This window comes from Aerococcus christensenii, assembly GCF_001543105.1.
GTDB lineage: Bacteria > Bacillota > Bacilli > Lactobacillales > Aerococcaceae > Aerococcus > Aerococcus christensenii.
Genome location: NZ_CP014159.1, coordinates 1,194,991 through 1,220,039, shown reverse-complemented (window position 1 = coordinate 1,220,039; position 25,049 = coordinate 1,194,991). Strand labels below are relative to the sequence as shown.

At 38.4% G+C, this 25,049-nt stretch carries 22 protein-coding genes and 5 pseudogenes; 10 read left to right on the top strand and 17 right to left on the bottom strand.

Annotation, left to right across the window (positions count from 1 at the left end; genetic code table 11):
- Window positions 1-18: 18 nt before the first annotated feature.
- The 6 genes from AWM71_RS05800 to AWM71_RS08460 all read right to left on the bottom strand — a co-directional run bounded on the left by AWM71_RS05800 (window position 19) and on the right by AWM71_RS08460 (window position 5,837).
- Window positions 19-1,026, bottom strand: a complete 1,008-nt coding sequence (locus tag AWM71_RS05800; protein WP_060777068.1) for an NAD(P)-dependent oxidoreductase — start codon at window positions 1,024-1,026, stop codon at window positions 19-21.
- A 17-nt stretch (window positions 1,027-1,043) separates the two neighbouring features.
- Window positions 1,044-2,111: an AEC family transporter gene (locus AWM71_RS05795; protein ID WP_060777067.1), complete on the bottom strand. Its 1,068-nt coding sequence runs from the start codon at window positions 2,109-2,111 to the stop codon at window positions 1,044-1,046.
- Window positions 2,112-2,559: 448 nt separating this feature from the next.
- The gene (locus tag AWM71_RS05790) at window positions 2,560-3,276 is read right to left on the bottom strand and encodes a response regulator (RefSeq protein WP_060777066.1); all 717 of its coding nucleotides are present in this window, start codon (window positions 3,274-3,276) and stop codon (window positions 2,560-2,562) included.
- 1 nt (window position 3,277) lies between these two features.
- Complete coding sequence (locus AWM71_RS05785; RefSeq protein WP_060777065.1) at window positions 3,278-4,774, bottom strand: Spo0B domain-containing protein; 1,497 nt, start codon at window positions 4,772-4,774, stop codon at window positions 3,278-3,280.
- Between the two features lie 290 nt (window positions 4,775-5,064).
- Entirely contained in the window at window positions 5,065-5,541 is a 477-nt protein-coding gene (locus AWM71_RS08465; protein WP_236701167.1) for an IS30 family transposase, read from the bottom strand.
- On the bottom strand, window positions 5,481-5,837 hold the full coding sequence (locus tag AWM71_RS08460) for a hypothetical protein (protein ID WP_236701112.1): 357 nt from the start codon (window positions 5,835-5,837) through the stop codon (window positions 5,481-5,483). Before AWM71_RS08460 ends, AWM71_RS08465 begins: the two co-directional genes overlap by 61 nt.
- On the opposite strand from AWM71_RS08460, the pseudogene AWM71_RS07970 reads away from it, so the two are divergent.
- A pseudogene (locus AWM71_RS07970) lies at window positions 5,811-6,005 on the top strand (tyrosine-type recombinase/integrase); the annotation flags it as partial. The gene AWM71_RS08460 and the pseudogene AWM71_RS07970 sit on opposite strands and share 27 nt — an antisense overlap.
- 238 nt (window positions 6,006-6,243) lie before the next feature.
- Here the strand turns inward: AWM71_RS07970 and AWM71_RS05775 are convergent.
- Window positions 6,244-8,022, bottom strand: coding sequence for a DUF262 domain-containing protein (locus AWM71_RS05775; protein WP_060777064.1), 1,779 nt, complete (start codon window positions 8,020-8,022; stop codon window positions 6,244-6,246).
- 235 nt (window positions 8,023-8,257) lie between these two features.
- On the opposite strand from AWM71_RS05775, the gene AWM71_RS05770 reads away from it, so the two are divergent.
- The 4 genes and pseudogenes from AWM71_RS05770 to AWM71_RS08455 all read left to right on the top strand — a co-directional run bounded on the left by AWM71_RS05770 (window position 8,258) and on the right by AWM71_RS08455 (window position 10,007).
- On the top strand, window positions 8,258-8,545 hold the full coding sequence (locus AWM71_RS05770) for a hypothetical protein (RefSeq protein WP_060777063.1): 288 nt from the start codon (window positions 8,258-8,260) through the stop codon (window positions 8,543-8,545).
- A gap of 441 nt (window positions 8,546-8,986) precedes the next feature.
- A pseudogene (locus AWM71_RS05765) lies at window positions 8,987-9,256 on the top strand (hypothetical protein); the annotation flags it as partial.
- 146 nt (window positions 9,257-9,402) lie between these two features.
- A pseudogene (locus AWM71_RS07965) lies at window positions 9,403-9,631 on the top strand (helix-turn-helix domain-containing protein).
- Entirely contained in the window at window positions 9,615-10,007 is a 393-nt protein-coding gene (locus AWM71_RS08455) for an AAA family ATPase (RefSeq protein ID WP_231723648.1), read from the top strand. Before AWM71_RS07965 ends, AWM71_RS08455 begins: the two are co-directional and overlap by 17 nt.
- A 197-nt stretch (window positions 10,008-10,204) precedes the next feature.
- On the opposite strand, the gene AWM71_RS05755 is transcribed toward AWM71_RS08455, so the two are convergent.
- The 5 genes and pseudogenes from AWM71_RS05755 to guaA form a co-directional block, all read right to left on the bottom strand.
- On the bottom strand, window positions 10,205-12,328 hold the full coding sequence (locus AWM71_RS05755) for a heavy metal translocating P-type ATPase (protein ID WP_060777061.1): 2,124 nt from the start codon (window positions 12,326-12,328) through the stop codon (window positions 10,205-10,207).
- 13 nt (window positions 12,329-12,341) lie between these two features.
- Entirely contained in the window at window positions 12,342-12,797 is a 456-nt protein-coding gene (locus tag AWM71_RS05750) for a CopY/TcrY family copper transport repressor (protein WP_060777060.1), read from the bottom strand.
- Between the two features lie 114 nt (window positions 12,798-12,911).
- A pseudogene (locus AWM71_RS07960) lies at window positions 12,912-14,233 on the bottom strand (relaxase/mobilization nuclease domain-containing protein).
- A gap of 1 nt (window position 14,234) precedes the next feature.
- Window positions 14,235-14,429: pseudogene (locus AWM71_RS05735) on the bottom strand (plasmid mobilization protein); the annotation flags it as partial.
- A gap of 199 nt (window positions 14,430-14,628) precedes the next feature.
- Window positions 14,629-16,179, bottom strand: a complete 1,551-nt coding sequence (gene guaA, locus AWM71_RS05730) for a glutamine-hydrolyzing GMP synthase (RefSeq protein ID WP_060777470.1) — start codon at window positions 16,177-16,179, stop codon at window positions 14,629-14,631.
- Window positions 16,180-16,518: 339 nt separating this feature from the next.
- Between guaA and mvk the strand changes: the two genes are divergently transcribed.
- The 4 genes from mvk to fni are packed head-to-tail and all read left to right on the top strand — an operon-like array spanning window position 16,519 to window position 20,697.
- A complete protein-coding gene (gene mvk, locus AWM71_RS05725) occupies window positions 16,519-17,475 on the top strand; it encodes a mevalonate kinase (protein ID WP_062121869.1) in 957 nt (318 codons plus the stop codon).
- A gap of 15 nt (window positions 17,476-17,490) precedes the next feature.
- Window positions 17,491-18,489 carry a diphosphomevalonate decarboxylase gene (gene mvaD / locus AWM71_RS05720; RefSeq protein WP_060777056.1) on the top strand — a complete coding sequence of 333 codons (999 nt, stop codon included), beginning with the start codon at window positions 17,491-17,493 and terminating at the stop codon, window positions 18,487-18,489.
- Window positions 18,482-19,588: a phosphomevalonate kinase gene (locus AWM71_RS05715; RefSeq protein ID WP_060777055.1), complete on the top strand. Its 1,107-nt coding sequence runs from the start codon at window positions 18,482-18,484 to the stop codon at window positions 19,586-19,588. The genes mvaD and AWM71_RS05715 overlap by 8 nt, the downstream gene beginning before the upstream one ends.
- Window positions 19,589-19,644: 56 nt before the next feature.
- On the top strand, window positions 19,645-20,697 hold the full coding sequence (gene fni / locus AWM71_RS07955) for a type 2 isopentenyl-diphosphate Delta-isomerase (RefSeq protein ID WP_082632719.1): 1,053 nt from the start codon (window positions 19,645-19,647) through the stop codon (window positions 20,695-20,697).
- 273 nt (window positions 20,698-20,970) lie between these two features.
- On the opposite strand, the gene AWM71_RS05705 is transcribed toward fni, so the two are convergent.
- The 4 genes from AWM71_RS05705 to AWM71_RS05690 form a co-directional block, all read right to left on the bottom strand.
- The gene (locus tag AWM71_RS05705; RefSeq protein WP_060777053.1) at window positions 20,971-21,234 is read right to left on the bottom strand and encodes a hypothetical protein; all 264 of its coding nucleotides are present in this window, start codon (window positions 21,232-21,234) and stop codon (window positions 20,971-20,973) included.
- A 35-nt stretch (window positions 21,235-21,269) separates the two neighbouring features.
- Entirely contained in the window at window positions 21,270-21,515 is a 246-nt protein-coding gene (locus AWM71_RS05700; RefSeq protein WP_060777052.1) for a DUF2922 domain-containing protein, read from the bottom strand.
- Window positions 21,516-21,527: 12 nt separating this feature from the next.
- Complete coding sequence (locus AWM71_RS05695; protein ID WP_060777051.1) at window positions 21,528-21,725, bottom strand: hypothetical protein; 198 nt, start codon at window positions 21,723-21,725, stop codon at window positions 21,528-21,530.
- Window positions 21,726-21,836: 111 nt separating this feature from the next.
- Window positions 21,837-22,484, bottom strand: a complete 648-nt coding sequence (locus tag AWM71_RS05690) for a sigma-70 family RNA polymerase sigma factor (RefSeq protein ID WP_060777050.1) — start codon at window positions 22,482-22,484, stop codon at window positions 21,837-21,839.
- A 395-nt stretch (window positions 22,485-22,879) separates the two neighbouring features.
- On the opposite strand from AWM71_RS05690, the gene AWM71_RS05685 reads away from it, so the two are divergent.
- Entirely contained in the window at window positions 22,880-24,643 is a 1,764-nt protein-coding gene (locus AWM71_RS05685) for an LPXTG cell wall anchor domain-containing protein (RefSeq protein ID WP_060777049.1), read from the top strand.
- A gap of 101 nt (window positions 24,644-24,744) precedes the next feature.
- Here AWM71_RS05685 and AWM71_RS08260 read toward each other — a convergent pair whose 3' ends face one another.
- The gene (locus AWM71_RS08260; RefSeq protein WP_156407345.1) at window positions 24,745-24,891 is read right to left on the bottom strand and encodes a hypothetical protein; all 147 of its coding nucleotides are present in this window, start codon (window positions 24,889-24,891) and stop codon (window positions 24,745-24,747) included.
- Window positions 24,892-25,049 lie beyond the last annotated feature (158 nt).

Genomic DNA, 25,049 nt, shown 5'->3' with positions numbered 1-25,049 from the left:
TTTAGTAAGTCTCTATTCTTACTGTACCCGATTAGTCACTGCACCCGTTTGTAAATATTCATGGAAATTATCCATTGACGTTTCAACCATGTTTTTAACCGCTTCATCTGTATTTGATCCCACATGTGGCGTAATCAAAACGCGAGGATAAAGTGCAATTAATTCACGAACTGTTTGATCTGGAATAGCATCCAATTGATCAAATGTTTTGAAAAAGATTGGTCTTTCATTAGGTAAAACATCTGTTCCAAACCCATATAATTTATCTGCTTTCAGTGCATCAATAATTGCTTGATTATCTTGAATTTCACCTCGTGCGGTATTAATCAATATGGCATCTTTTTTCATTTTAGAAATGAAATCAGCATTAATCATGCGATCATTTTCCCCTTTAATATAAGCAACATGTAAACTAACAACATCTGCTTCAGCCAAAAGCTCATCAAGCGTATCTTTGAATTCAACAACTGATTTGGCATTATCCGATTGATAAATATCATAGCCAATCACACGTGCGCCTAATCCTTGATATAATCGCGCTTCCGTCACACCAATTCTCCCACACCCTATAATACCCACTGTGCAATTGCGAATTTCTCTACTAAACATCCGGGGAAGTACACGGAAATCATAATGATGTGCTGTACGTTCAGTAGTATAAGGGACATTACGCAACAAATTCATCGCCATCGTTACAGCTAATTCAGCAATCGCATTAGGGGAGTAGCCAGGTACACGTGCCACCACTTGATTCAACTCTTTAATTGCTTTTAAGTCAATGTGGTCAACCCCTACTGTTCGTGTAAAAATAAGATTAATTCCCCATTCTTTCAACTTTTCAAGATTTCTTCGATTAGCGACACAATTGCCACGAAGTAAAACAGCATCATGACCCTTAGCTGTTTCAATATTCTTTTCAGTTAATAACTCCTTAATTAAAGTCAACTCATATCCATATTTATTTTTTGACTCAAATATATCTTTCTCATTAGAACGGACACCATAACATGCAATTTTTAATGTCATTTTCATTCACTCCTTTATTAAATTATACCAACTGTTTGTAACACTTGAATGACTACTAACCATAATGGAATCGCAATAGTAGAAACCAATGTTCCTATAAATGAACAATTAGAAGCCAATTTATTTTCTTTATCAAAACCTATCGCATAAGAAACAGCCACCGCTGCTGGCGGGGTTGCCATCATTACTACTGTTGTTCCAATCGCAGCATAATCCATTGGCATCACACCGATACTTGATAAAATTATCGCAATCACCAAACTAATTACTGGAACTAGTAACATTTTATTAAATGAATAATACCACACATGGCGGTCTGTAACAGCTTCATCAATTTTAGCTGCACCAAGCGTTGCTCCAATTGATAGCCAAGCTAACGGTGAAGACAGTCCTCCTAAGTAACCCATTATTTTGTAGAGTGGAGGTAAAACAAGATCCGTTCTCAAAATTGGAGCTTGACGAACAATTGCTTTCCCTGTTTTATTCACAACTTCAACCGTTATCGTTGGTAAGTAGCTTTGGAATATCCAAATTAACAACCCTGCAATTGTAAATAAAATTGTCGGATTCAAGAAAATTTGTTTTAAGTTTTCTTTCTTAAATTTCAAACCACTCATCATAATATAGCAATAAGAATAAAGAAAAACACGATAGCCAATATTAAAGATATTAGCATAAATTATCCCATCTGATCCATACACAGCAGAAACAATAGGAATACCAAAAAAAGTAGTTGACCCAAAAATAGTAAGCATTCTTAAAACTAATTGCCTATCACCTTGAAATTTTCTATAGCTCACTCGAGTGAACAAGATAAATAAAATATACACAAGGAAGCCCCAAACAAGAACACTCATACTTTGATTCAATTGAGCAGTATTTAAATCTTTCATAAATGCATTAAAAGCTAAACATGGAATAGCTAATTTCAATACTGTTTTAGATAGCACTTTAGATGCATATTCATTAAAAATACCCTTTCGCCGACAAATATAACCAATAAGAATAATACCAATTGTTGATGCAATCGCACTAATAAAATTCATATTAGTAAAAGTTGATATTAATATTTTACCAATTGACATATAAAACCTCTCCTTGTCATTCATTATTTATCCGGATCAATAACTAAACATAGTGTACATGTTAACAAAGTATCGTTCTACTTTATTTAACTTAAATAAACTTTTTTAAATAATTTATATCAATTAAACATATGTCAATTTTTATTGAAAAGCCCTACAATTTCTACTGAAAATAAAAAAAGTGTTGTTAAATATAAAATTTATCACAACACTAAAAATCAATTTAAGCCCATAAAAAGTCAATATATTGTCTTTTATTGAACAATTCATCGTAAATCAAATTTCATTCTTTATCTAATTAACAAAAGCTCCTCTTCTAAATGTGAGGATTATTCTCCCTCATATCCGTAAAAAAACGACAATAATCTTATATACACAAAACAATGCTTCCTTTCCCCTAAGAATATGCTTAATGGATGAGCTATTAACTCATATATCTGTTAACCATTCATCTTTTTGAATAATAAATTACTGGTCGCCCCGCATGACCATATTCTTGATAAGTTTTTAAATATTTTTTCTGTATAAGAAAATGAATATATTTTCTTACCGTCACATGTGAAATATGTATTTTATTCACTAACTCTATGATGGTAAAAGTTCCTGAAAATTGATTAATTGCTTCTAAAACTTTTTCTAATGTCGCAGAAGTTATTCCTTTCTCAAGTGGTCCTTCAATCAATATTTTTTTCCAATCGCTATCTTCACTAGAAGAATGGAAACGAGAATTAGACAGATAAATTAGGTCAAGATCTTGCTGGTTTAGCTTCTGATCTCGAAAAAGAAGTAATAATTTCCTATCCAAAGACTCCAAACTTGAATACAAACGCTCATAACTAAATGGCTTAAGAATATAATCATGAACACCACACCGTAATCCCTCTTTGATCACTTCCACTGAATCTTGAGCAGTTAACATAATCATTTGACATCCAGGTTGCAATTGCTGAATCTTATCAAACAGATCTCTCCCTTGCCTCTTCCCTGCTCCTAAATCATCATCTATTAACACTAAATCAAACGACTCCTTATGCAAAATGCGTTCTGCAGCTTCATAGCTGGAAACAATCTTTTCAACATGAAATTTGCCAGAACGATTGACATAATCTCGATTAATCGCTTGAACCATTTTGTCATCTTCAACTAATAACACACGATAAGTCATTTTATCCTCCATACTTAATATTTAACCGTAAATGTACAGTTGGCTCAATTACTTGATCTTCTTGCCAATACCTGCGATTAACAAAAGAAGATTCAGCTGATTCAATTTGTAATTCATCTAACCCATCCAACCAAATATCTGTAATTAATTCACCTTCTTGATAATCTAATGACAAAGATGCACGTGAAGTTTTAGATCGTTTCTCTTGATACCAATCTTCAAAGAAATGCATCTCTTCTAACCAAGAACTCGTTTCTTGATAATTCGTTGGCTCAGGGACTTCCGTTTCCACAGAAATTTCTTCATAAAGTAAGCGATTAGCCTGATGTATCAACAAGTGTCCAGCTAAAACGGAATTATTGATCAACAATGGCATAATTTGATTTAAACAAAATTCTGTTTGACTTAATTGTTCAAGATAACGCTTCAATTCTTCGATTCGTTCAAAATCAGCTAAGCCATATATCACATGGAGTTTGTTCATAAATTCGTGATTTTGTTCAGCAAGTTGTTTAGCGAAATATTCAGAATTATCTAATTGTTGAACTAACGTTTTTAATTCACTTGTATCTCTTAAAATAATCAAATACCCTCTAAGTTGTTTCCCGTTTTTAACAGCGGTTAATGACGCCACATAAGAACGATAAACTACTCGTGATTCTACAAGTTGTAACTGATCGACTTGATGAATATTGATCTTTTTCAAAATCTCATCAATACATTTTCCATTTGCGAATGGCCACACGGCTTGAGCCGTTTCATTCATGTATTCAATATATCCTTTTGTATCTACTAAGATAATAGGATCACGCGTTTTTCGAAACATCGCATTTCGTTCTTCTAGGACCTTAGCAATTTCTTGGGGCTCCATTCCTAGCATTTGTTTTTTTAAAGAAACAGCCAGTAAGAAAGACAAAAAAGAGCCGATCAAAAGTGAAAAAACTAAAGATACCACTAATGAGTGATTCGTTCGATCAATAAATCGTTTTAAATTAGGAGACATAATGCCTAAAGAAATGGCACCAATTACTTCATTTTGCTTATTATAGATAGGAACAAACCCACGTAATGAACGTCCTAAAGGGCCATTTCCTGTATGATAATAAGATTCTCCTTGATCAAGCGCTCGATTCTGATCATTTTCTCCCTGAAAATGTCCTCCTATTAATTCTTTATTCGGATGAGTAAGCCTAGTACTATTTTTTAGAATAATAACTAAATAATCAAGTTGAAACCTCGCTTCTTCTTTACTAGCATAATTTTGAATTTCACTTGAAGTGTGACCAGATTCTACTGCTTCAATAACTCTTGGATCAGCAGCTACCTCATGTCCTATATTTAAAATTTGCTCTCCATAATCATGAATAACACGATTTTTAGTCATACTAATCATAGTTCCATACATAATAAGTAAAGTTAACACAACTAAAGTTAAGCTCATTATTATTAATTTAATTAATAGCCTCTGCTTTTCCCATAGTTTTTTTAATTTATTCATCCATAACTCCTCGATTGAATCCATACCTAATACTAAGAAGTTTAATCCGATCAAAATAATAAAATAACTACTTCTTCATTTTTTATTGCTTACACGTAACTCTATACGTCAATATTGTGTACTTCATTAAAATTTTGACTAATAATAAACACATTAAAAAGGACAATCTCTCCTTCATGTATTGCCTCCACACAGAAAAAAGGAATATTGCCCTACTAACTTCATTTTATCACGATTACTTGCTAGCTACACATTTTTTTACAGATGAATTACAAATAATATTGCGACACTTAAACCAAACTCAGTTCGTGCATAAACATTTCAAATGGAGTTTGATACCCTAGACATTCTCTAGGTCTAGTATTAAGCTCCATTAAGTTTTTTATTAGCTCATTAACCGATATTTTAGATAAGTCTGTCTTCTTAGGATAATACTCTCTCAATAAACCATTAGAATTTTCATTGCTTCCTCTTTGCCATGCTGAATACGCATCAGCAAAGTACAAATTTATACCGCTTTTTTCAGCGTCTTCATAACAAGAAAATTCTTTGCCTCTATCAGATGTGAACGTCTTTAAAGCTTCTAATGGTAAAGATTGAATTAGTTTATCAACGGCTCCTAACATCGAATTTTTGCTTCGATCTGCCATAGGTAAGACTATATAAAATCTAGTTTTTCTTTTACCTCTAGATGACACAACTGTATCTAATTCCCAATGACCAAAAGTATTCCTTTTTTTGACTTCTTTTGGTTTTTTTCTATTGATTTCCCTTTTCTTCTTAGCTTTGAAACATCAAACTCTATCATTCCTAAGTAAATCCAATTATATATTGTTTTAAAACAGACAACATCTTTACATATAGTGTTTGCTATTTGCTCGGGAGACCACTTCTTATGAAGTTTTTCAGATATGGATTTGGTGAGTTTACCATCAGCTTTTGTTTTCCTGCCTTTAGATGATGATTTTTCAATCTTATCTTTTTGGGCATAGATAGCATCATACTCATTACCACATCTTTTTAATTCTCTTGATTTCGAGTTCATGATCTTAGACATTCTCATACAAGTTATCTCATTCATTTAGGAATTGATCCTCTAAGTATTAAAGAAAGGCTAGGCCATAAATCGATTGAAACAACTTTAAATATTTATAGCCACCTTTACCCCAATCGGCAAGCAGAAATTGCAGCTTTATTAAATAAGCCCAAATTAAGATCAACGGGAAAATGAGTTCGTTATAAGTGTTGATATACCAGCGTTTACAGCTTCATTTGCTATTATTCCCACTCTTCTTTTCCAAACGTCCGACATATCCCAAACCATTCAAAATACTAGATTCTATTTTTTAGAGTACCACCAAATCCACCTAATTATAGGACGTTTTCAAATTTTTAGTCCCGTCCCAGTCCCAGTACCGGAGAAAAATTTTTAACTCTTTCAGTTTCTCTATTATCAAGGGTTATACAAATTATTTTAGATAGTCTTCTAAACCTCTAGACTTTATTCGTTCAATAGCCCTCATATCCTCTTCTGTTAGTTTTGATTCATTTACATTATTTATATCCACAGTCCACGAATCAAATATTTCCACAATTCTATCAGAAACTCTGATATCTCTTTCCCTTATTTGCTCTAGCTTCCAGTCATTTGAATGAAGTTGTGAAAATTCTTGAACCATAGCTATCTTTGATTGTTTGTACAGATCTTTTTTCTTTTCAAAATATCCATTACTAGCCACAATATTTAGTCTTTTTTCAAAAGGTATTTTATTTCCAAGATGTTCAATTATCTCATTTACCTCGTCTTCTGAGGAACTTGGGAAATAAGAGTCCTGCCATTTTCTAGGAAGAATGTGCTCAATTTCCCATTTTACTGGCAAAAGTTCATCTTGTAAGTCATTATCATAGGACAATAACTTTAATAACATCCTAACCACATTTCTATGAGGATTCTTCAATTCTTCTCTTATAATATTTTGATCAACCGCTTTAAATTCAAATTTAGGTTCATCGCTACTAATAATTTCTGAATTTAAATTCAAAATATTCTGCTTAACTGCATTAATTGTTGGAGTGACAATATATCTACTACATAAGTTAACGAATAATTTTCTTAAGAATAAAAGGAATTTATCTTCAAAGTTATCTGAATCTTTATAGTGTAGGTAATAAGTAATTACGGGATATTTCCAGAATTCATTCGGATAAGATGTAAGAATATCTAATTCTTTTAAAATCTCAAAATTTCTAGACCAATTTTCACCCTCTATTTCTTCTTTATTATTAACTACTGACCAAAAATTTAATATCACACTCAAATTATCCATTAATTCTGAATCATATAGCCTTAAGAAATTATTACTTGAATAATATTTTCTGAGTCCTGGGGTTGTTGTCTTTCTATCGTTTTCTTTTGCTCGCAGATAAAACATATAATAATAAAATAATTTTTGAATATTTTCGTCAGCATATTCTGCACCAGTGCTAACTTCTTGCCACTTTTGAATGAAAGTATTTCTAGCTTCAGGCTCTTTAATGTTATTGTAGATTTTTGCCTTAAAAATGTCTGCATCCGATAAAGGTAATCCTCTATCATTAAGTGTTGAAAAGATTGTAAGAGCAGTATCTTGACTATCGGCTTTGATAGGAAGAACAATCGCTTTATTTAAAATATTATTTATCAAGTGATAGAAAGTTAAAGGTTCATTTTTAGCATACTGATCTATAAGATTTTGACATAATAAATAATTTTTCGAGTAGTTATCCCTAGCATTTTTATCTGCAACTCCAGTTCTTAGTATATTATTTAATATTTCGTTATGCTCTGATTCAAAAACTCTAGATTCCAATAACGTATTACTTTTGTTTGCTTCACCACTTAATTCATCAGTTTCCCATAAGGCTGGCTCAATCTGGCTGATGAAATTTTTTCTCTCCTTAGTATGATCCATTTTTTCGATTTTTGTATATATAGCTCTTAGTAGTAAACATAGAGTTGTAATTCTTTGTTGCCCGTCAATTATTTCTTGTTCCTTATCATCATTCGTATAAGACACAATTGTTCCAAGAAAATATGGGGAATCAATTCTTTCTTGAGTATATTCAACTAGATCATCAAATAAGGTTTGAACCTCTTCTTCCTCCCATGCATAAGGTCTCTGATACTCAGGTATTATAAACTTGTGTTTTTTTCCAGCATCTAAAAATTCTTTTACACTTTTCTTATTTATTTCTATTGATGTTGACATATAACCTCCATAAATTACATTTCATTTTATAAAACAAAATGTTTTTTTACTTGCAAAAATTATACTTCTTAACCTAAATATATTTTAAAACAGTTTTTCATTTATTTATATTATATGATATCATTAAATCTTTTAAATTAGTGAAAATTTGGCTTAGGAAAAATAATTTAAATAACTATAGATAATAATTTGCTATAATGACTATATTGAGAAGCTTGCAGAAAGTGAGGTAATTATGTTAAACACTAGCGGATTATTATTTACACTTAATGATGATGGGTCAGCCGAGATTGGGTACGAGGATTATGATGTAGAATTTTTTGTCGGAGACGATTATGAACTCATGTATTATCTAGACAAAAATAATTTTGTATTGTTACTTGATTCTCTTGGCATATCAAAAAAAGATAATATAAAAGATCACTTAATTGATGAGTTTGGTGAGAATTTCAACTCAAGTAAATTTGAGGATTTCTGTAATGGGAAAAATATAAAATTTAAAAAGAATGTTCATCTTGGATAAAAATAAAGACCGCAGTTTAAAACTACGGTCTAATTTTTTGTCCTCATGTAAACCACTTGGAACTATTATTCAATTTATTCTTTTTTACTTCCAGTACCATTTGAGTACCAGTAGTTATTTTTCATTCTCTTTATAGCTTGTAATTAAGCTATTTTAGAAAATTTTGCGACTATTCCCATTCTTCTTTTCCAAACGTCCGACATATCCCAAACCATTCAAAATACTAGATTCTATTTTTTAGAGTATCACTAAATCCACTTAATTGTAGGACGTTTTCAGATTTTTAGTCCCGTCCCAGTCCCAGTACCGGATAAATATTGTTTTAATATAATATCTGTTAATCTTGTTTATCCAGTTTTCAAATTAATCTTACTTCGAATTTACTTCATTTTTACTTTTTGCTTTGTGGGTTTAAATCTAAATATATTACTTGGTAATTATCCATTCTATGGAGATAAGACAAAAGATTTAGAGAACCTTAAACAAGGAGATTTTGTTAAAATCTTCGGAAAAGTAAAAACTAATATTGGCAACAATGAAAGGGAACATAAAAATGTTCGTATTCTGTCTTCTAAGCTATTAAAAGCAAAAGAACAAGTAAGGAGTCAAGACAAGGATAAAAAGTCCATATTAGGGCAAATAAATAGCTTTAAGACAGAGGACAAACTTAAGTCAAATAAGAAAGACCATAGCAAAGGTGCAGAGAGATAAATATCGGCAGTCCGAAGACTGCCGATATTTTTTTTGCTAAGTTTAACGCAGTAAATCATATAATTGAAAGGAATCTGTATTATATGCTCTAATTAGATAGTTAATCTATACATTTAGAAAGGTAAAATATAGAATTGGAGAATGATATAGGATTTTCATATAACAAATTATGGAAGTTATTAATAGATAAAAATATGAAAAAAAACAGACTTACAATGTGCAATCGCAACAACACCCAAGACAATAGCAAAAATGGGAAGAGACGAAAATGTAAGTCTAGAAACATTAGGAAAGATTTGTGAGTATTTTCAATGTAATATTGGAGATATTATTGAATATAAGTCAATGGGGATCAAGTATGATAACGGAATTTGATAGTATTACATATTCCAATGCTGGTAGAGGGCTACAATGCTTATTAAAAACTGAGCGTGCTTTAAATAATATTAATACAAATAAAGATAAAATAATTTTAATTGAAGAGCCAGAAAACCATTTTTCATATTCTAACATGAATAATTTAATTGATATTCTACAAGAAAATAGTAATAAGGAATCTAGTCAAATAATTATTTCAACTCATAGCAGTTTTGTTTTAAATAAATTAGGCTTAGAAAATTTAATACTTTTATCAAACAAAAAAAGCTCTAAAATTACAAATTTAAGTAGTGATACAGAAAAATATTTTAAAGCTATTTCAGGATACGACACATGTGGAGACGGTGGTATTATTGTCAAGAAAATAGAATAACAAGTTATAAAAGTGTTGAAATAGGTGCTTTTAGGATTTTAAAAGAAATCAGTTCTATAATAAATTAAAAATCGTGTTGGTAGAAAAATGTCTACTTCTACCAACACGATTTTACAAAGAGCCAGTACTTACATCTCTTTTTCTCCTGTAAAACTATTGTATCTTGATACTTTAAGGAGTTTCAATCATTCGATCTGTTAACCGTTATTTTTTGGATCTAAACTTAATAAAATAGCATTAATGGCGACGATGACCGTTGACACAGACATTAGAATTGCTCCTAATGCAGGGTTTAATGTGATACCAATAGGAGCCAAAATTCCTGCAGCTAGAGGGATAGCTATAAAGTTATAACCAGCTCCCCAAAAGAGATTTTGTTTCATTTTACGAGTTGTTTTGTGTGCTAATTCAATAAATGATTCAATATCTCCTGGATCAGATTGAGTCAAGATGACATCAGCTGAATCCAACGCCACTTGAGTTCCTGCACCGACCGCTATTCCAACATCTGCCAAGGCAAGAGAAGGAGCATCATTGACACCGTCACCTACCATGATAACTTTTTTTCCTTCTTCTTTAAGTGTTTTTACTAACTCATATTTGTCTTGTGGAGATTGATTTGATCTATATTCAATCTCTAAATCTTCTGCCGCGCCTTGAGTTGCTTTTTCATTATCACCTGTTGCCATAATTGGTTGAATATTGTTCTTTTTAAGAACTTTAATTAACTCTTTGCTCGTTGGTTTTAATTCATCCCCTAAAGCTACAGCACCAATAGCATCATCGTTTTCTACTAAGACACTGAGAGTTGCTCCTTTTGGAATATCCATATCCAGATTACGTCCGTATGCTTTTTGGCTGATTAATTGGTAACTATGGCCCTTGGCTTTGCCTTCTACGCCAGCACCGGAAATCACATCAATTGAATCAAAAGATACTGGACTTATACCTTGCTGCTTAGCGAAACTAATAATTGATTGAGCAATCGGGTGGCTAGATCCTCCTTCAATACCTGCCAGTAAGGCAATGATTTCCTCTTTCTTATATTTGTTATTAAAAAGTTTAACGTCTAATACTTTAAACTCACCAGTTGTTAAAGTACCCGTTTTATCTAAAATCATCACATCTGCATCTTGAGCTATTTCTAAGGCTTGGCGGTCTTTTACTAGTAAGCCACGGCTAGCTCCTAAGCTTGTGCTACGGGCGGTTACCAATGGAATAGCCAGACCCAATGCGTGCGGACAAGCAATAACTAATGTAGTAATAGTAAATATAACTGCCGTTGGCACATCTTCTATAACCATCCACACTACAAAAGCAATTAGCGCGACAATAACAGCAATATAGAAGAGCCATCCTGCAACCTTTTGAGCAATATTTTCTGCTCTGGAAGGCTGACTTTGAGCTTGGCTGATTAAATTCTGAACTTGAGAGATGAAGGATTGATCACCTGTCTCATTCACTTTAATATAAAGAACCCCTTCTCCATTTGTTGAGCCTCCGATTACTTCATCGCCAGGACCTTTTTTAACTGCTTTTGATTCTCCAGTCAAAAGAGCTTCATTTACACGTGATTCGCCACGCTCGATAGTTCCATCTGCTGGCACATTTTCTCCAGCTTGAACTCGAATTAAATCACCTACCTTTAAGTCAGCAACTGGTCGTGTTTCTATTGAATCGTCATCTAATACTACATGAGCATCTTTTGGTACTAGCTTAGCCAGTTCTTCTTGTGCATCTCCTGCTTCTCCAATAGCTTTCATCTCAATCCAGTGACCTAATAACATGATTAATAGTAATGAAGCAAATTCAAAGAAAAAATCCATAATTTGTTCACCTGTTACGTAGCTTGCTATTACAGTATAAATACTATATAAATATGAAACACTTAAACCTAAAGATACGAGAGCCATCATTCCAGGGTCTTTTTGTTTAAATTCGTCAACTGCCCCTTGATAGAATGGACGTCCACCATAAATAATTAATATAGTAGATAAAATAGCTACTACAATATCAGAATATGGAAAAGTAAACTGGAATGGTAGGTCAAACCCAGCCATAGGGGATAAGAGCATAATAATTATTCCTAGTGGCAATGATTTTAAGAAAAGTTCCTTAAAGTTTCCATGATGGTGGTCATGCCCACTGTGCCCGCTGTGATCATGCCCACTGTGCCCGCTGTGGTCATGCCCAGCATGATGTTCTTGATGTTGATTCTTATGGTCTCCATGTTCATCTGTGATTCCATGCTCGTGTTTTAACTTATCCATGTCGTCATAATTATGGTGATTATGGGACGAATATCTGTTGTCATTATTCATTTTAAATTCCTCCTTATTCTTCATGATGATGTAAATGACATTCGCATTGTCCTTCTGGACAATTGCAATCCACTTCTTCTACTGCGAAAGATTTTTTCATCTCTAATATTTTTTCTAGTCGATCTATATCATCGAAGCTTAAAGCATGATCTTCAATGATGCTTCCTATTACATTTCCGACTTTCTTATTGCAAATACGGTTAAAAATATCTTCTGCATAATCCCTTACGGCTTCTTTCTCTTCAATATTGGCAGTGTAAATAAACTTTCTACCTTCTTGCTCTGTATTTAGTACGCCTTTTTCAACTAATCGACCTAAGATCGTTTTGATAGTGGATTGTGTCCAATCCAATTTTTCTTGCAATACGGAAATGACTTTTTTACTAGTTACTCGATCATTTGCCCAAACCACACGCATGACTTCCCACTCAGCATCTGTGATATGAGTATTATATACTATTACACCCATTGTCTTTCCCTCCTTATCGTTTACAAATATAGACTTAATACTTAAAATAGGTTTACTCTTGTAAACTTATTTTGTCAAGTATTTTTAATAAATGTAAGCAACGCTTATAGCTTTTTATCTCTCCACTTCTATCCCATAATAATTTTCATAGTTTTTCATATACTGAACAAGGTCAGAAAATTGCTCTTTATCCAAAGAATACTCTTGCATAAGGGTGTTCTTTTTTTCTTGCAATTCATCGAGTCTCGTTAATATTTCTTTGGTGTTTGGTAGTTTTTTATAGTTTTCTAAAATTTCTTTAGCGGCTATTTTATAAACAGAAAGCTCACTATAATACTCTTCTGCAAATTGCTTATCATTAGGATTTTTCTTGTGGTATTTATATATTTCACGATACTTATTTATATTTTCCATATCCTGGGATAAACTCTTCATTTCAGTTTCAATTTTCTTTATTTTATCTAACAAATCTTGTCTATCATCAGCTGATTTTTTGATCAGGTCATCGAGTTGTGTAATTGAATTAATTCCTTATTCTCTTAATTTAATTATTGAATCAGCCATTGTTTGATATTGTGTTTTCTTGCCCAAACTTCATAGTCTTTAGAGGATTGAGCTTTTTCATTAGTAGATATATCAATGACGTTTCCTACACGTTTTTTAATAGGATTAGCTTTATTTTTAATTGCTAAATCTATTCTTTCTTTGATTCTTTCCTCAGCATAATCTTCTCCGATAGTATTCAATCTTGTAAATCTTTGCTTATCTTTATGACGAAAAGCAATGTGTTTACCAAACTTAATTTCATAATCAAGAGTTTTCATATTTTCCAAAAACTCTTCCCACGATTTAGACTTATTAATCATTCTATCTATATCAAATTGCAGTTTAGACTTCCAAGAATTTCCTTTCTTGTTTTGGTCATATTCGTACCAAGATTTACCAGCAGTTTTGTATTTTCTTTTGTAAGCTTCATAATATTCATCAATGACTGAAAGCTTATTTTCTTTACATAATTCATCACTTTGATACCTGATTTTATGGTAAGTTTTTTTGTTAAATTGGTAGCATTTACCTGTCATGTAATTAACATTATTGAAAATAATATGGTTATGGATATGTCCTCTATCTATATGAGTTGCAAAAACAAATTCATAATCTCCTTTTAAAATTTTCTTACATAATTCCATTCCAATTTCGTGAGCTTTTATATGATTAGCCTCTCCTGGTAGAAAAGATTGAATCAAGTGTATAGCCAGAACTGTAAATTTAGTATCATTGTCTTCTCTAGTTTTCAGAAATTAAATGTGGGCAGTAGATGGATGACAATTAAATGGAGATACCAAAATTTTTTAATCAATTTTTTCACTTTTAGTTGTATAATCTATTGCCAAATTTAGAGTTGATTTTATTGGATGTATTTTTGTAATTGCCATACTAATCACCAGAACTTTCTTTTGATCTGTTAAGCAGTAGAGAATGTATATCCCATATTTCTTTTGACAATTTTTCTATTTTTTCTCTCATATAATCAATATCTTTCTTGTAAATAACACCAGTTGTATTAGGTGCTTTTGCAATCTGATTTATATTATTTGTTGCATTTGAAAGTAGCCATTGAAGATGTCTAAATAAAATAATCCTCATAAATAATATATACACAAAAAGACCGCAGTTTGAAACTACGGTCTGATTTTTTTTGCCCAAATGTAAACCACTTGGAACTATTATTCAATTTATTCTTTTTAACAAATGTTCCCATTTTAATCCCAGTTACAGTTTTTAATCTTCTGTAACCATTGATTTTACAAGGTTTTTTGTTTTTTTGCTATTATTCCCATTCTACTGTTGCAGGCGGCTTAGAGGTGCAGTCCACCACGACGCGGTTAATGCCGCCGACTTCATTGACGATTCGACGACTAATCGTATCGAGCACATCATAAGGAATTCGTGCCCAGTCAGCGGTCATGCCATCCACACTAGTAATCGCCCGAATAGCGATGGTGTAGTCATAGGTCCGCTTGTCTCCCATCACGCCCACAGACTTAAAGCCAGGGAGGACGGTGAAGTATTGCCAGATCTCCCGATCTAATCCTGCCTTAGCGATCTCTTCACGGAGGATAGCATCCGATTCACGAACGATTTCTAACTTCTCAGCAGTCACCGCACCGATCACCCGAATAGCCAAGCCTGGCCCTGGGAAAGGTTGCCGCCAAACGATCTCATCTGGCATCCCTAATTGCGTTCCTACTGCCCGAACTTCATCCTTGAATAAAGTATTCAAAGGTTCAATCAATTCAAAGTGCATTTCCTCTGGAAGTCCCCCAACATTATGGTGAGACTTGATAGTTTCAGCGGTTTCTGTCCCAGATTCGATCACGTCGGTATAGAGAGTTCCTTGAGCGAGGAAGTCTACCCCATTCAACTTGGTGGCTTCGTCATTGAAGACTTCGATAAACTCATTCCCGATAATCTTCCGTTTCTTTTCAGGTTCACTTACCCCTGCTAACTTAGTCAAGAAACGTTCAGAAGCATCTACAGCGATAATGTTCAAGCCGAACTTACCACCTAAGGTATCCATCACTTGCTTGGCTTCACCCTTCCGCAAGAGACCATGGTCAACGAAGATGCAGACTAATTGATCCCCGATCGCTTTTTGGAGAAGAACCCCTGTCACTGAAGAGTCAACCCCACCAGATAGCCCCAGTAAGACCTTCTTCTTGCCAACTTTTTGACGGATATTTTGAATTTGCATTTCAATAAAGTCCGCCATGCTCCAATTGCCTTGGCAACCACAAACTTCATAGATAAAGTTCCGTAACATAAGGTTACCGTGCAAGGAAGAACGAACTTCTGGATGGTATTGGAAACCATAAATCCGACGTTGACTGTCTTCGAAGGCAGCGACTGGACTATTCGGCGCAAAAGCAGAAATTTCAAAACCTTCAGGGATCTGACTAATCCGGTCCCCATGACTCATCAAGACGGTCTCTTCACAGGCAAGGCCCTTGAAGATACAGGAATCTGTCTTGGAAATCGTCATCACTTGTTGCCCGTATTCCCGCTTATCAGAAGCTTCCACAATTCCCCCAAATTTCTTGGTAATCAATTGCATCCCGTAGCAGATTCCCAAAACAGGAATGTCCAAGTCGAAGATAGCGGGATCAATATCAAAGGACCCCTCCTCATAAACAGAGTTCGGCCCGCCAGAGAGGATGATTCCCTTCACGTTGCCTTGTTTGACAATCTCTTCAGCCGTTTGACGGTGGGATTGCAATTCAGAATAGACGCCCATCTCACGAATGCGCCGCGTAATCAATTGATTGTACTGGCTTCCGTAGTCAAGAACGATAATTTTTTCAACATCATGTAATGTATTCATAAGGTTCACTGGCTCACTTTCCTTTCCATATCGCCTTCATTTTATCAAAAATAGGCTTTAATTACTAGAAACGTTTTCGAAAATAAGCCCTTTTCACGGATCTTAAAACTTTTTCAGAAAAGAATTGTTCGTTTTGACTAGGACAAGTCCTCCATACTTTCCCTAAAATAAATTTTTCCTTCATTAAATATAGGGCTTTATTCGCACTTCCTCTCTCGTCCTTTTTCAGCAAAATAACTTCTCTCTTAAAATCTAAGGAATCCTAAAAAAATTCCCTACAAAGTTGTTATTCGACGATCTTTTATTGTATGATTATAATGTTATGAACGGGGGAACATTATGAAAACAATCACAGGTCAATCCCATGGCAAACTCATCTTAATAGGAGAGCATAGTGTGGTCTATCAGAAGCCCTCTATCGCTCTTCCCTTCCGCGCAGCGACGATTTCCGTCCAATTGGAACCTGCAGGCAATCATTCTTATCTTTTCTCGGATATTTACGAAGGGCCTACAGAAGAAGCACCCAATCGCTTGGATGCCCTCATCGGCTTATTCAATATTTTGCGTCATGACTTTCACTTAGAAAGGACTCATTTCACCATTCGAGTTAGCTCAAGCCTCCCTATCGAACGCGGCTTGGGTTCTTCGGCTGCGCTTTCGGTGGCCTTTATTCGAGCTTTCTACCAATACTTAGACCGTCCACTTACGACAGAAGACCTCTTAGACTATGCGGACTATGCAGAGACTATCTCTCACGGCCATCCGAGTGGACTGGATGCTCGAGTCACTGCCCTCAACCAGCCCCTCCTCTTCCAAAAAGGTCAACACCCAACCGTCTTCGACTTCCACACCCCTTACTGGTTAGTCGTCGCAGATAGTGGGATCGCAGGAAATACCAAGTCAACCGTTGAACGGGTCAAGACAGCTTACGACAGTCCTTATCCCGCTCGAAAAGCTGCTGTTCATCAAGCCATCGACGGACTTGGAGAGCTCACCCCTCGCTTTGCGGAAGCTCTCACTGCTTCTCAATCGTCCTTAGAGACCCTCGCTTCCATTATCCAATCCGCTCAAACTTATTTACAGAGTCTACAAGTTTCAAGTCCAGAGTTAGACTTCGGCATTCAAGAGATGCTCAAACACGGAGCAGTGGCCGCCAAACTGACCGGTGGCGGTGGTGGAGGCTGTTACTATGGTCTTGTCGAAACTCACGACCAAGCCCTCGCCCTCCAAGAAGCTCTCACTCACAGTCCTTACGCATCAGACACCTGGCTGATGCCCCTCAGCAGTCAATACTAACAAAGGAGGCCTCTCATGGCACCACTACAAGGCATTTGTCGTGCCCATACTAATATTGCCCTCATCAAATACTGGGGAAAAAGAGATCAAGACCTGATCTTACCCATGAATAGTAACCTATCCCTTACCCTCGATCGCTTCTACACCGATACTGAAGTTCACTTCTCCAGTGATTTCACCAGCGATCGTTTGATCCTAAACGATACCCTGCAAGAAGAAGCAGAAACGCAAAGAATTAGCCAGTTTTTGGACCACTTTCGTGCCTACGCGGGAACTAGTCTCAAGGCACAAGTGACTTCCTACAACCACGTTCCCACAGCAGCCGGACTAGCCAGCTCTGCAAGTGCCTTTGCCGCTTTGGCAGGTGCTTGCAACCAAGCCCTCGCTCTAGGACTCGATCTAACTACCCTCTCCCGCTTTGCTCGCTTAGGGTCTGGATCTGCCACTCGGTCCATCTTCGGCGGTTTTGTCGAATGGCAAAAAGGGACCGGTGATAAAGATTCCATCGCCCTTCCCTTTGACGACGCCCAGTGGGACATTGGTATGATTATTATCGCCCTCAACAAAAAACAAAAGGTCATCTCCTCCAGAGAAGGCATGGCACACGCAATGGCCACCTCTCCCTTCTACTCCCTTTGGCCAACTCTTTCCAAAGAGAAACTCGCCGCCATCAAACCCGCCATTAAGGCCCACGACCTTCAAAAAATCGGCGAAATCGCAGAACACCACGCCATGATGATGCACGCCACGACCCTCTCTGCCAATCCTCCGTTTTCCTATTTTGAACCCGAGACCCTCGTCGCTATCCAAGCTGTCCACCAGATCCGGCAAAGTGGTATCCCCGCCTATGTCACCATGGACGCAGGTCCCAATGTGAAAGTCCTCTGTCATTATTCCGATGCAGACCGGATCATGGCCAAACTTCAAGCCCACTTTCCTTCTGACCAACTCATCGCTTCCAAACCTGGTCAAGGGATCCAACTTCTCGATCACTTGGAGGCCCTCCATGCCTAAGATCACCCTTCAAGTGCCCGGCAAACTCTATCTAGCTGGCGAATACGCCGTCACGCATCCCTACCACAGCGCCGTGATCGCTGCAATCAGTGCCTACCTCCATCTCTCCCTCACCCCTTCAACGGACGGAATCGGACACTTGGTCACTAACCAAAGCCCCCTCCCGCTCAACTGGACAGTAGATGAAACGGGAAGGGTACAGGGCCTTCCTGATCCCTTTGTCCTGATTGCTAGCTGCTTGGAGACAAGCTACCGCTACCTCCTCACTCATGGACCTGCTCTGCTACCACGCCCTTATGTCCTAACGATCCAGTCTGACCTCGACAGTCCCTCCGGCGCCAAATACGGACTCGGGTCTTCTGCCGCAGTCAGCGTTGCCTGTATCGAAGCCCTCCTCCAAGCCTACCATGTGCCTTACACCCCTCGCTTGATCTACCAGCTCGCCGTCATCAGCCAAAAGCGGATCGGCCTTTCGGGGTCCTTCGGGGATATCGCTTGCACCAGCTTCCGCACGCTTATCGCCTACCAGAACTTCGATCCGACGCTTCTCAACCAAGCCCTCACCACTTCTTACCAGCTAGAAGACTTACTCAATCCTTCCTACTGGCCGGGACTAGACATTCAGCCTCTTCCTTGGCCTACAGACTGGGAGATGGCCATTGCTTGGACCAAAAGCCCTTCCTCCACTGATGACCTTCTCCAAATTAACAACGCTGGTCATCTCAACAACACCGACCATTTTGAACAGAGACAAGTCCTCACGACAGAAGACTTCCTCCAAGCTTCCCAATCTCAGGTGAACGCCCTCCAGACGGCCCTCAACCAGTCCAACTGGGACAAAGCACAAGCCGCTCTCATCGCCAACGGAACTAGCCTTCTCCGCTACCATCACAACCGACCCGTTCCTTATCAGACGCCAGCCCTCAAGCAAGCGGTCACCCTCGCCCAGTACTGCCAAGCCGCCTCCAAAATTTCCGGAGCCGGTGGGGGAGACTGTGCCATCGCTCTCTGCCCCAATCCTTCCATCGCTCAAGAAGTCCGCACCCGCTGGCAAACCGCCGGCCTCTCACCGCTGCCCTTTTCCCTCGTTATGTCCTAGAAGTCTAAGCAAAGTCTGAGTCCTCTATCCCTCCGCATAGAAAGGAAGTTTTCCCTATGAACAGAAAAAATGACCACGTCCACCTCGCTGATCAGTTCTATACGCCATCTTCCAGTCCTTTCGACGACCTTCGCTTCGTCCACCAGTCCCTCAGCACCGTTCAGGTCGATCATGTGGACCTCCAAACGACGCTCTTTCACCAGAACTTCGCCCTTCCCTTCTTCATCAATGCGATGACAGGAGGCAGTAACTGGACAAAATCTCTCAACCAAAAACTCGCCCTCGTAGCCAGAGAAACCGGCCTTGCCCTCGAGAGTGGCTCCCTTTCCTCTGCCCTCAAGGATCCCTCCTGTCAGGACAGCTTCACTATTCTCCGGAAAACCGCTCCTCAAAACTTCCTCATCGCTAACATCGGGGCCAACCACACCGCAAAGGATGCCCGCCAAGTGATCGACCTCCTTCAAGCCGACGCTCTGGCGGTCCATCTCAATGTGCCTCAAGAGATCGCCATGCCAGAAGGGGACCGCGACTTTCGCCCTCTCCAAGACAACCTTCAGGAGATTCTCGCCACTTCCCCCGTCCCCGTCCTCGTCAAGGAAGTCGGCTTCGGCCTCTCCCGTGAAGCCATCCAATCCCTCCTCGATTGTGGCGCACAAACCATCGACCTCAGTGGCAGAGGCGGCACTAACTTCCTTCAGATAGAAAACGCGCGGCGGACTGAACAAGAACTCGCCTACCTCGAAGACTGGGGACAAACAACCCCCATCTCCCTTCTTGAAGCCCAACCCTTCCTCCATCAGGCCGACTTTATCGCTTCTGGTGGGATTCATACCCCACTTCAAGCCTGCCTCGCCCTCTCCCTCGGCGCCCAAGCAGTCGGCATGAGCGGCGAATTCCTCCACCGAGTTCTCCACCAAGAGGTCGACGACATCATCGCCTGGGTTCACACCTTCCAAGAAGAGATGCAGCTCATCTTAGCCATGCTTAATGCGCCGAACTTGCCCGCTCTCAGACACCGCTCCCTCGTCGTCTTAGGTGAAACACGCGACTGGTGCCAAGTCCGCAGCATTGATGTTCGCCCCTTAGCCCAGCGCTGTCAAAACACTTAAAAATATGTTCCTACCAAAGGAACCTCACGCAAAAAATCCTTCCTAAACAGAGCTTCTAGCTCTCCTTAGGAAGGATTTTTTATTGTCTTTCTTCTATAGAATAGGTACCTCGCCAGTCTCTCATTCAGCTCGCAAGCATCAAGGACTCTCACAGCAGGTCCCTCACAAGTAACCGTCTCAATTTCTCAAGAAATAGACGAGCTCAAGGTAAGCTCGTCTACCTCTCAAACTGGAGAATGTCTGCTCGTTACTACTTCAACACATGCCGTCTACTCAAGCCCTTTCCCGCCCCGAAGAGAGGAAAGGACTTCCCCCTAGAGTGGGATCCACCTGACGCTCTAACCTCACCAGTCGCTCCTCCATCATGCGAAGGGACTGCCGCCAAAGGCTGTTCTGCTCTTCCGCTTCCTTCACCCAATCTTCCAAGCAATACAGCTTCAAGATCAAGATCTGGATGGCATTCACCAAGTGGAAGAGCTTCACCACCAAAGTCACAACCACCAGAATTGCCGATCCATAACTCGCCACTGTCAACATCCTATACCTCCCTTCTTCTACCGCCCAGGTCTTTCCTATTCGGCAGTTGCTTTGGAATAGATACCGACCACTTCACGCTTCACATATTGGGCGCCGAGGACTTCCGCATAAGGATCTACGCCTTCCAACCCCTTGAAGATCTTCACTGACTGGATGGCTGACAAGGCCGGCTTCACCTCTGCCTCTGTCAAGTTCTCCTTAGGCCGCTTAAAGCGCACAGTCTTCCGCTTGTGATCACTCGTCTTAAATAATAGCTCTAAAGTTGTCTCTACTTGACTCATTCTCTACCCCTCCTAAGAAAATTGATAAACCATCGTTGCGCTCATCCCATCAATCGGATCCACCAAAAGACCCGCTACTGCGTCACGTACCTTCAATACCTTCTCATCCGTCACGTCCTCTACCAAGTCCTTCATCACATACACCACACGCTTATCCGTCCCTGTCACCGTCGTCTCAATATTCAACTGTCCCTTACTAAAAGCCTTCATCAGTCAAGCTCCTTTCTTACTGTCCTTTACTATTCTTCTTTTGTAAGCCGCTTACACTTATAAAAACGCTCTTAGCCTCTCCCTTGTCAACCTCTTATCCAAAAATTCTTCCTAATCCTCGAATAAAAACTTCAAGACCTCCTTCAAAGACTGGTAGATCCGCTTCACCCGCTTATACATAGCTTGCCGAGTAATCCCCCGCTCTCTCGCTAATTCCGTCACCAAGGCTCGCTTCTGAAAGAGGGCCTGGAAAATCTCCCAATCACTCGTCGACAGAACCTCCGATGCCAGCATCAAGTATTCCCGCTCTATGCGCTCCCTCTCCTCAGAAGACATCCCTGGATCTCGCCAAGGCAAGTTCTCCAAGGCCCAGCTATCCATATCTTCCTGCCAGTCCACACAAATACACCGCTTCTGTTCCCGAGATTGCTTGCGCAATAACTCGATCATCTTCCACTGTAAACCCTGCGTAGCATAGGCAATGAAGCGCGGCTTATCCTCACCCAGGCAGTCGCCATCGAACTTCTTCACCAAGAACCACAGCTTCAACCGCAGCTCCTGCAAGTAATCATCATAATCCGCCCGACTGATCTTATGACTGTAGCGTGCCAAGACCTTGCGAGGAATACCCTCAAACTTCTTCAGAATAAAAATCTCGCGCTCCTCTCCTGTCAAATCTCTCCATTCTTCATGATTACCTTCTCCATCTAACCATTCTTCTTTCCACTTCACATCTTCACCCTGAAATTTCCGTTCCATTTCAAACGCCTCCTTTATATGATAGGGTATATATGATAGGGTATAAGGGGGAACCCCCTTTTATTAATAAGAACGATCTGACGACTCCTTTTGTCAACCTCCTCTCTCAATTTTTTTCGAAAAATTTTTCGATTTTTCTCCTTGAAAGGCAAACTTTCCTCAAAGATCTTGATATAACAAGGTCCTTAAGAACTATCTTCTTTTGTAACAATTTGGTTACAAAATAGAAATCGCTTCCTTTTGTCTTTTACTCTTTTCAATGATATAATAAACTCAAAGTAGTGGATAGTGAAGACATATTTTTGAGAGGGATCTTAAGATCATGTACTTCCTTTTCAAGTTCTTCCTGCTCACTGCTCAATATTTTATTCGATATATCGAAAGGAGAATGTCATATGACAAAAAATTTGAAGAAATTGTTATTAGCAGCAACCGCTACTACCGCAGCTGCTGGTGTATTCTTCGCTAGCGAAGCAACCGTTGCTTCTGCTGCTGAAGGAACAAATACTGCAGCTACAGCACCTAAAACAAGAGCTGAAAGTGCAGCGATCGCTGAAGCTTTACAATCTAGAGTGGAAAATGTTAAGAAGGCAAAGACAACTATTGCGACTAAGGAAGCTGCAGTTAAAGAGGCTGAAAAAGCCGTTCAAGCAGACTCAGAAAAAGATGACAAAATTGCTGCTAAGAAAGCTGACATTGCAGCCTTAAAGGTTAAACGTGATCAACTTCAAGCCAAAGAAGATAAAGCAAAAGCTGAGTACGACGCAAAATTAGCTACCTACAATAAACAAAAAGAAAATTTAGCAGCTGAAAAAACTACACAAGAAGCTAAACAAAAGGCTGCTGAAAAAGAAGTCAAAGCCATTGAAGCAAGTGAAGAATACAAAGCTTATACAACAGCGTATGCTACAGCTAAAGATGATGATCAAAAAACTGTTCTTGATGTAAAATATGCTGATGTGCTTTCTAAACACAAGGCTGCTGAAGATAAAAAAGAGGCTGCTGAAAAAGAAATTCAAGCTATCACAGAGGCTGAAGGGAAGCTCGAGCTCAAAAAACCAGAAGATCATCAAGAAACTGCTGGCTTAAAAGATGCTAAAGATGCAGTTGAAAAAGCTGAAAAAGCATTAGCAAATCTTGAAGCTTACGGTCAAGAAGATGTTCAAGCTGTTGACACAGCTAAACAAGCTCTTGAAACTGCTAAAGCAGATTATGAGACTGCCCTTCTCTTACTCAATGCTACTATTAAAGCACAAAAGGTAGATGCTAAAACAACTCTTACCGGTGAAGATAACCAAGCTGTTTTAACTGAAGCTCTTCAACTTGCAGGTGCTCAAGAATCTGAAAAACCTGATGATAAAAAACCTGAAGGTGAAAAACCTGATGATAAAAAACCTGAAGGTGAAAAACCTGATGATAAAAAACCTGAAGGTGAAAAACCTGATGATAAAAAACCTGAAGGTGAAAAACCTGAAGGCGAAAAACCTGAAGGCGAAAAACCTGAAGGCGAAAAACCTGCTGCAGAAGAAAACAACGAAACAGGCTTCCACTTTGTTGTGGACGCAGAACAAGCTGCTGAAGATGCCCTTCTTAAAAATGATGGCATCAACAAAGGTTACAAGATCGCTCGTCATGAATACAAAGACGATAAAGGGAAAGTAACCGATGTTCGTTACTTCTATGCATTAACCATTGAAGAAGGCAAAGAAAAAGGTCATTTCGAAGACAACACCCAAGGTTTCGCAAGCAAAGCAAACGCTGTGAAAGCTGCTGAAGCTGCTCTTAAAGTTGACCACGAAATCAACACAGGTTACGAAGTTAACTTCAACAAACGTATGGGTCGTTACTTCTACAAATTAACCATGGACGGCAAGAAAGTTGTTCCAGCTGCTAAAGTAGAAGGCAAAAAAGCAGAAGACAAGAAAGCAGAAGACAAGAAAGCAGAAGACAAGAAAGCAGAAGACAAGAAAGCTGCTGACAAGAAAGCTGCTGACAAGAAGGCTGCTGACAAGAAGGCTGCTGACAAGAAAGCTGCTGACAAGAAAGCTGCTAAGAAGAAAGCATTACCTAAGACAGGTGCTATCGCAGGTTCTGTAGCTCTTATGGGCTTAGCACTTGCTTCTACAGGTTCTGTATTTGCTTTCCGTCGTCGTAAATAATTTTAGCCAACACATAGTTTAATATTACTTTTGGCAATTTTGGTTTGTTGATCCTACGCAAAAGGACTGTTCCTCGTGAACAGTCCTTTTTTTGTAGTCCCCTACTCTTGTCCTCCAATATCTTTAGCCCCTCCAACCGAAGCTTCCACCTTCCCAAATAGTCCTGTAACCACACACGCTATCTCCCAACAAATAGCGATAAAGATCCTCCTAGAAGGTGCACCTTCTAGGGGAATTGTGTTTTTCATTGAGAACATCCTCATGTTCCACAGCTTTAGTAGACCATCCTTTTCTCTTTTGCATAGCCTATTCGCTGAAGATTTTTATAGCCTACAAGCTCTGCTCCCCTCTTTTTCTTGACAAAACATAAACAACATCTAAAATTGAAAGTGAAAGAAGGCGATAT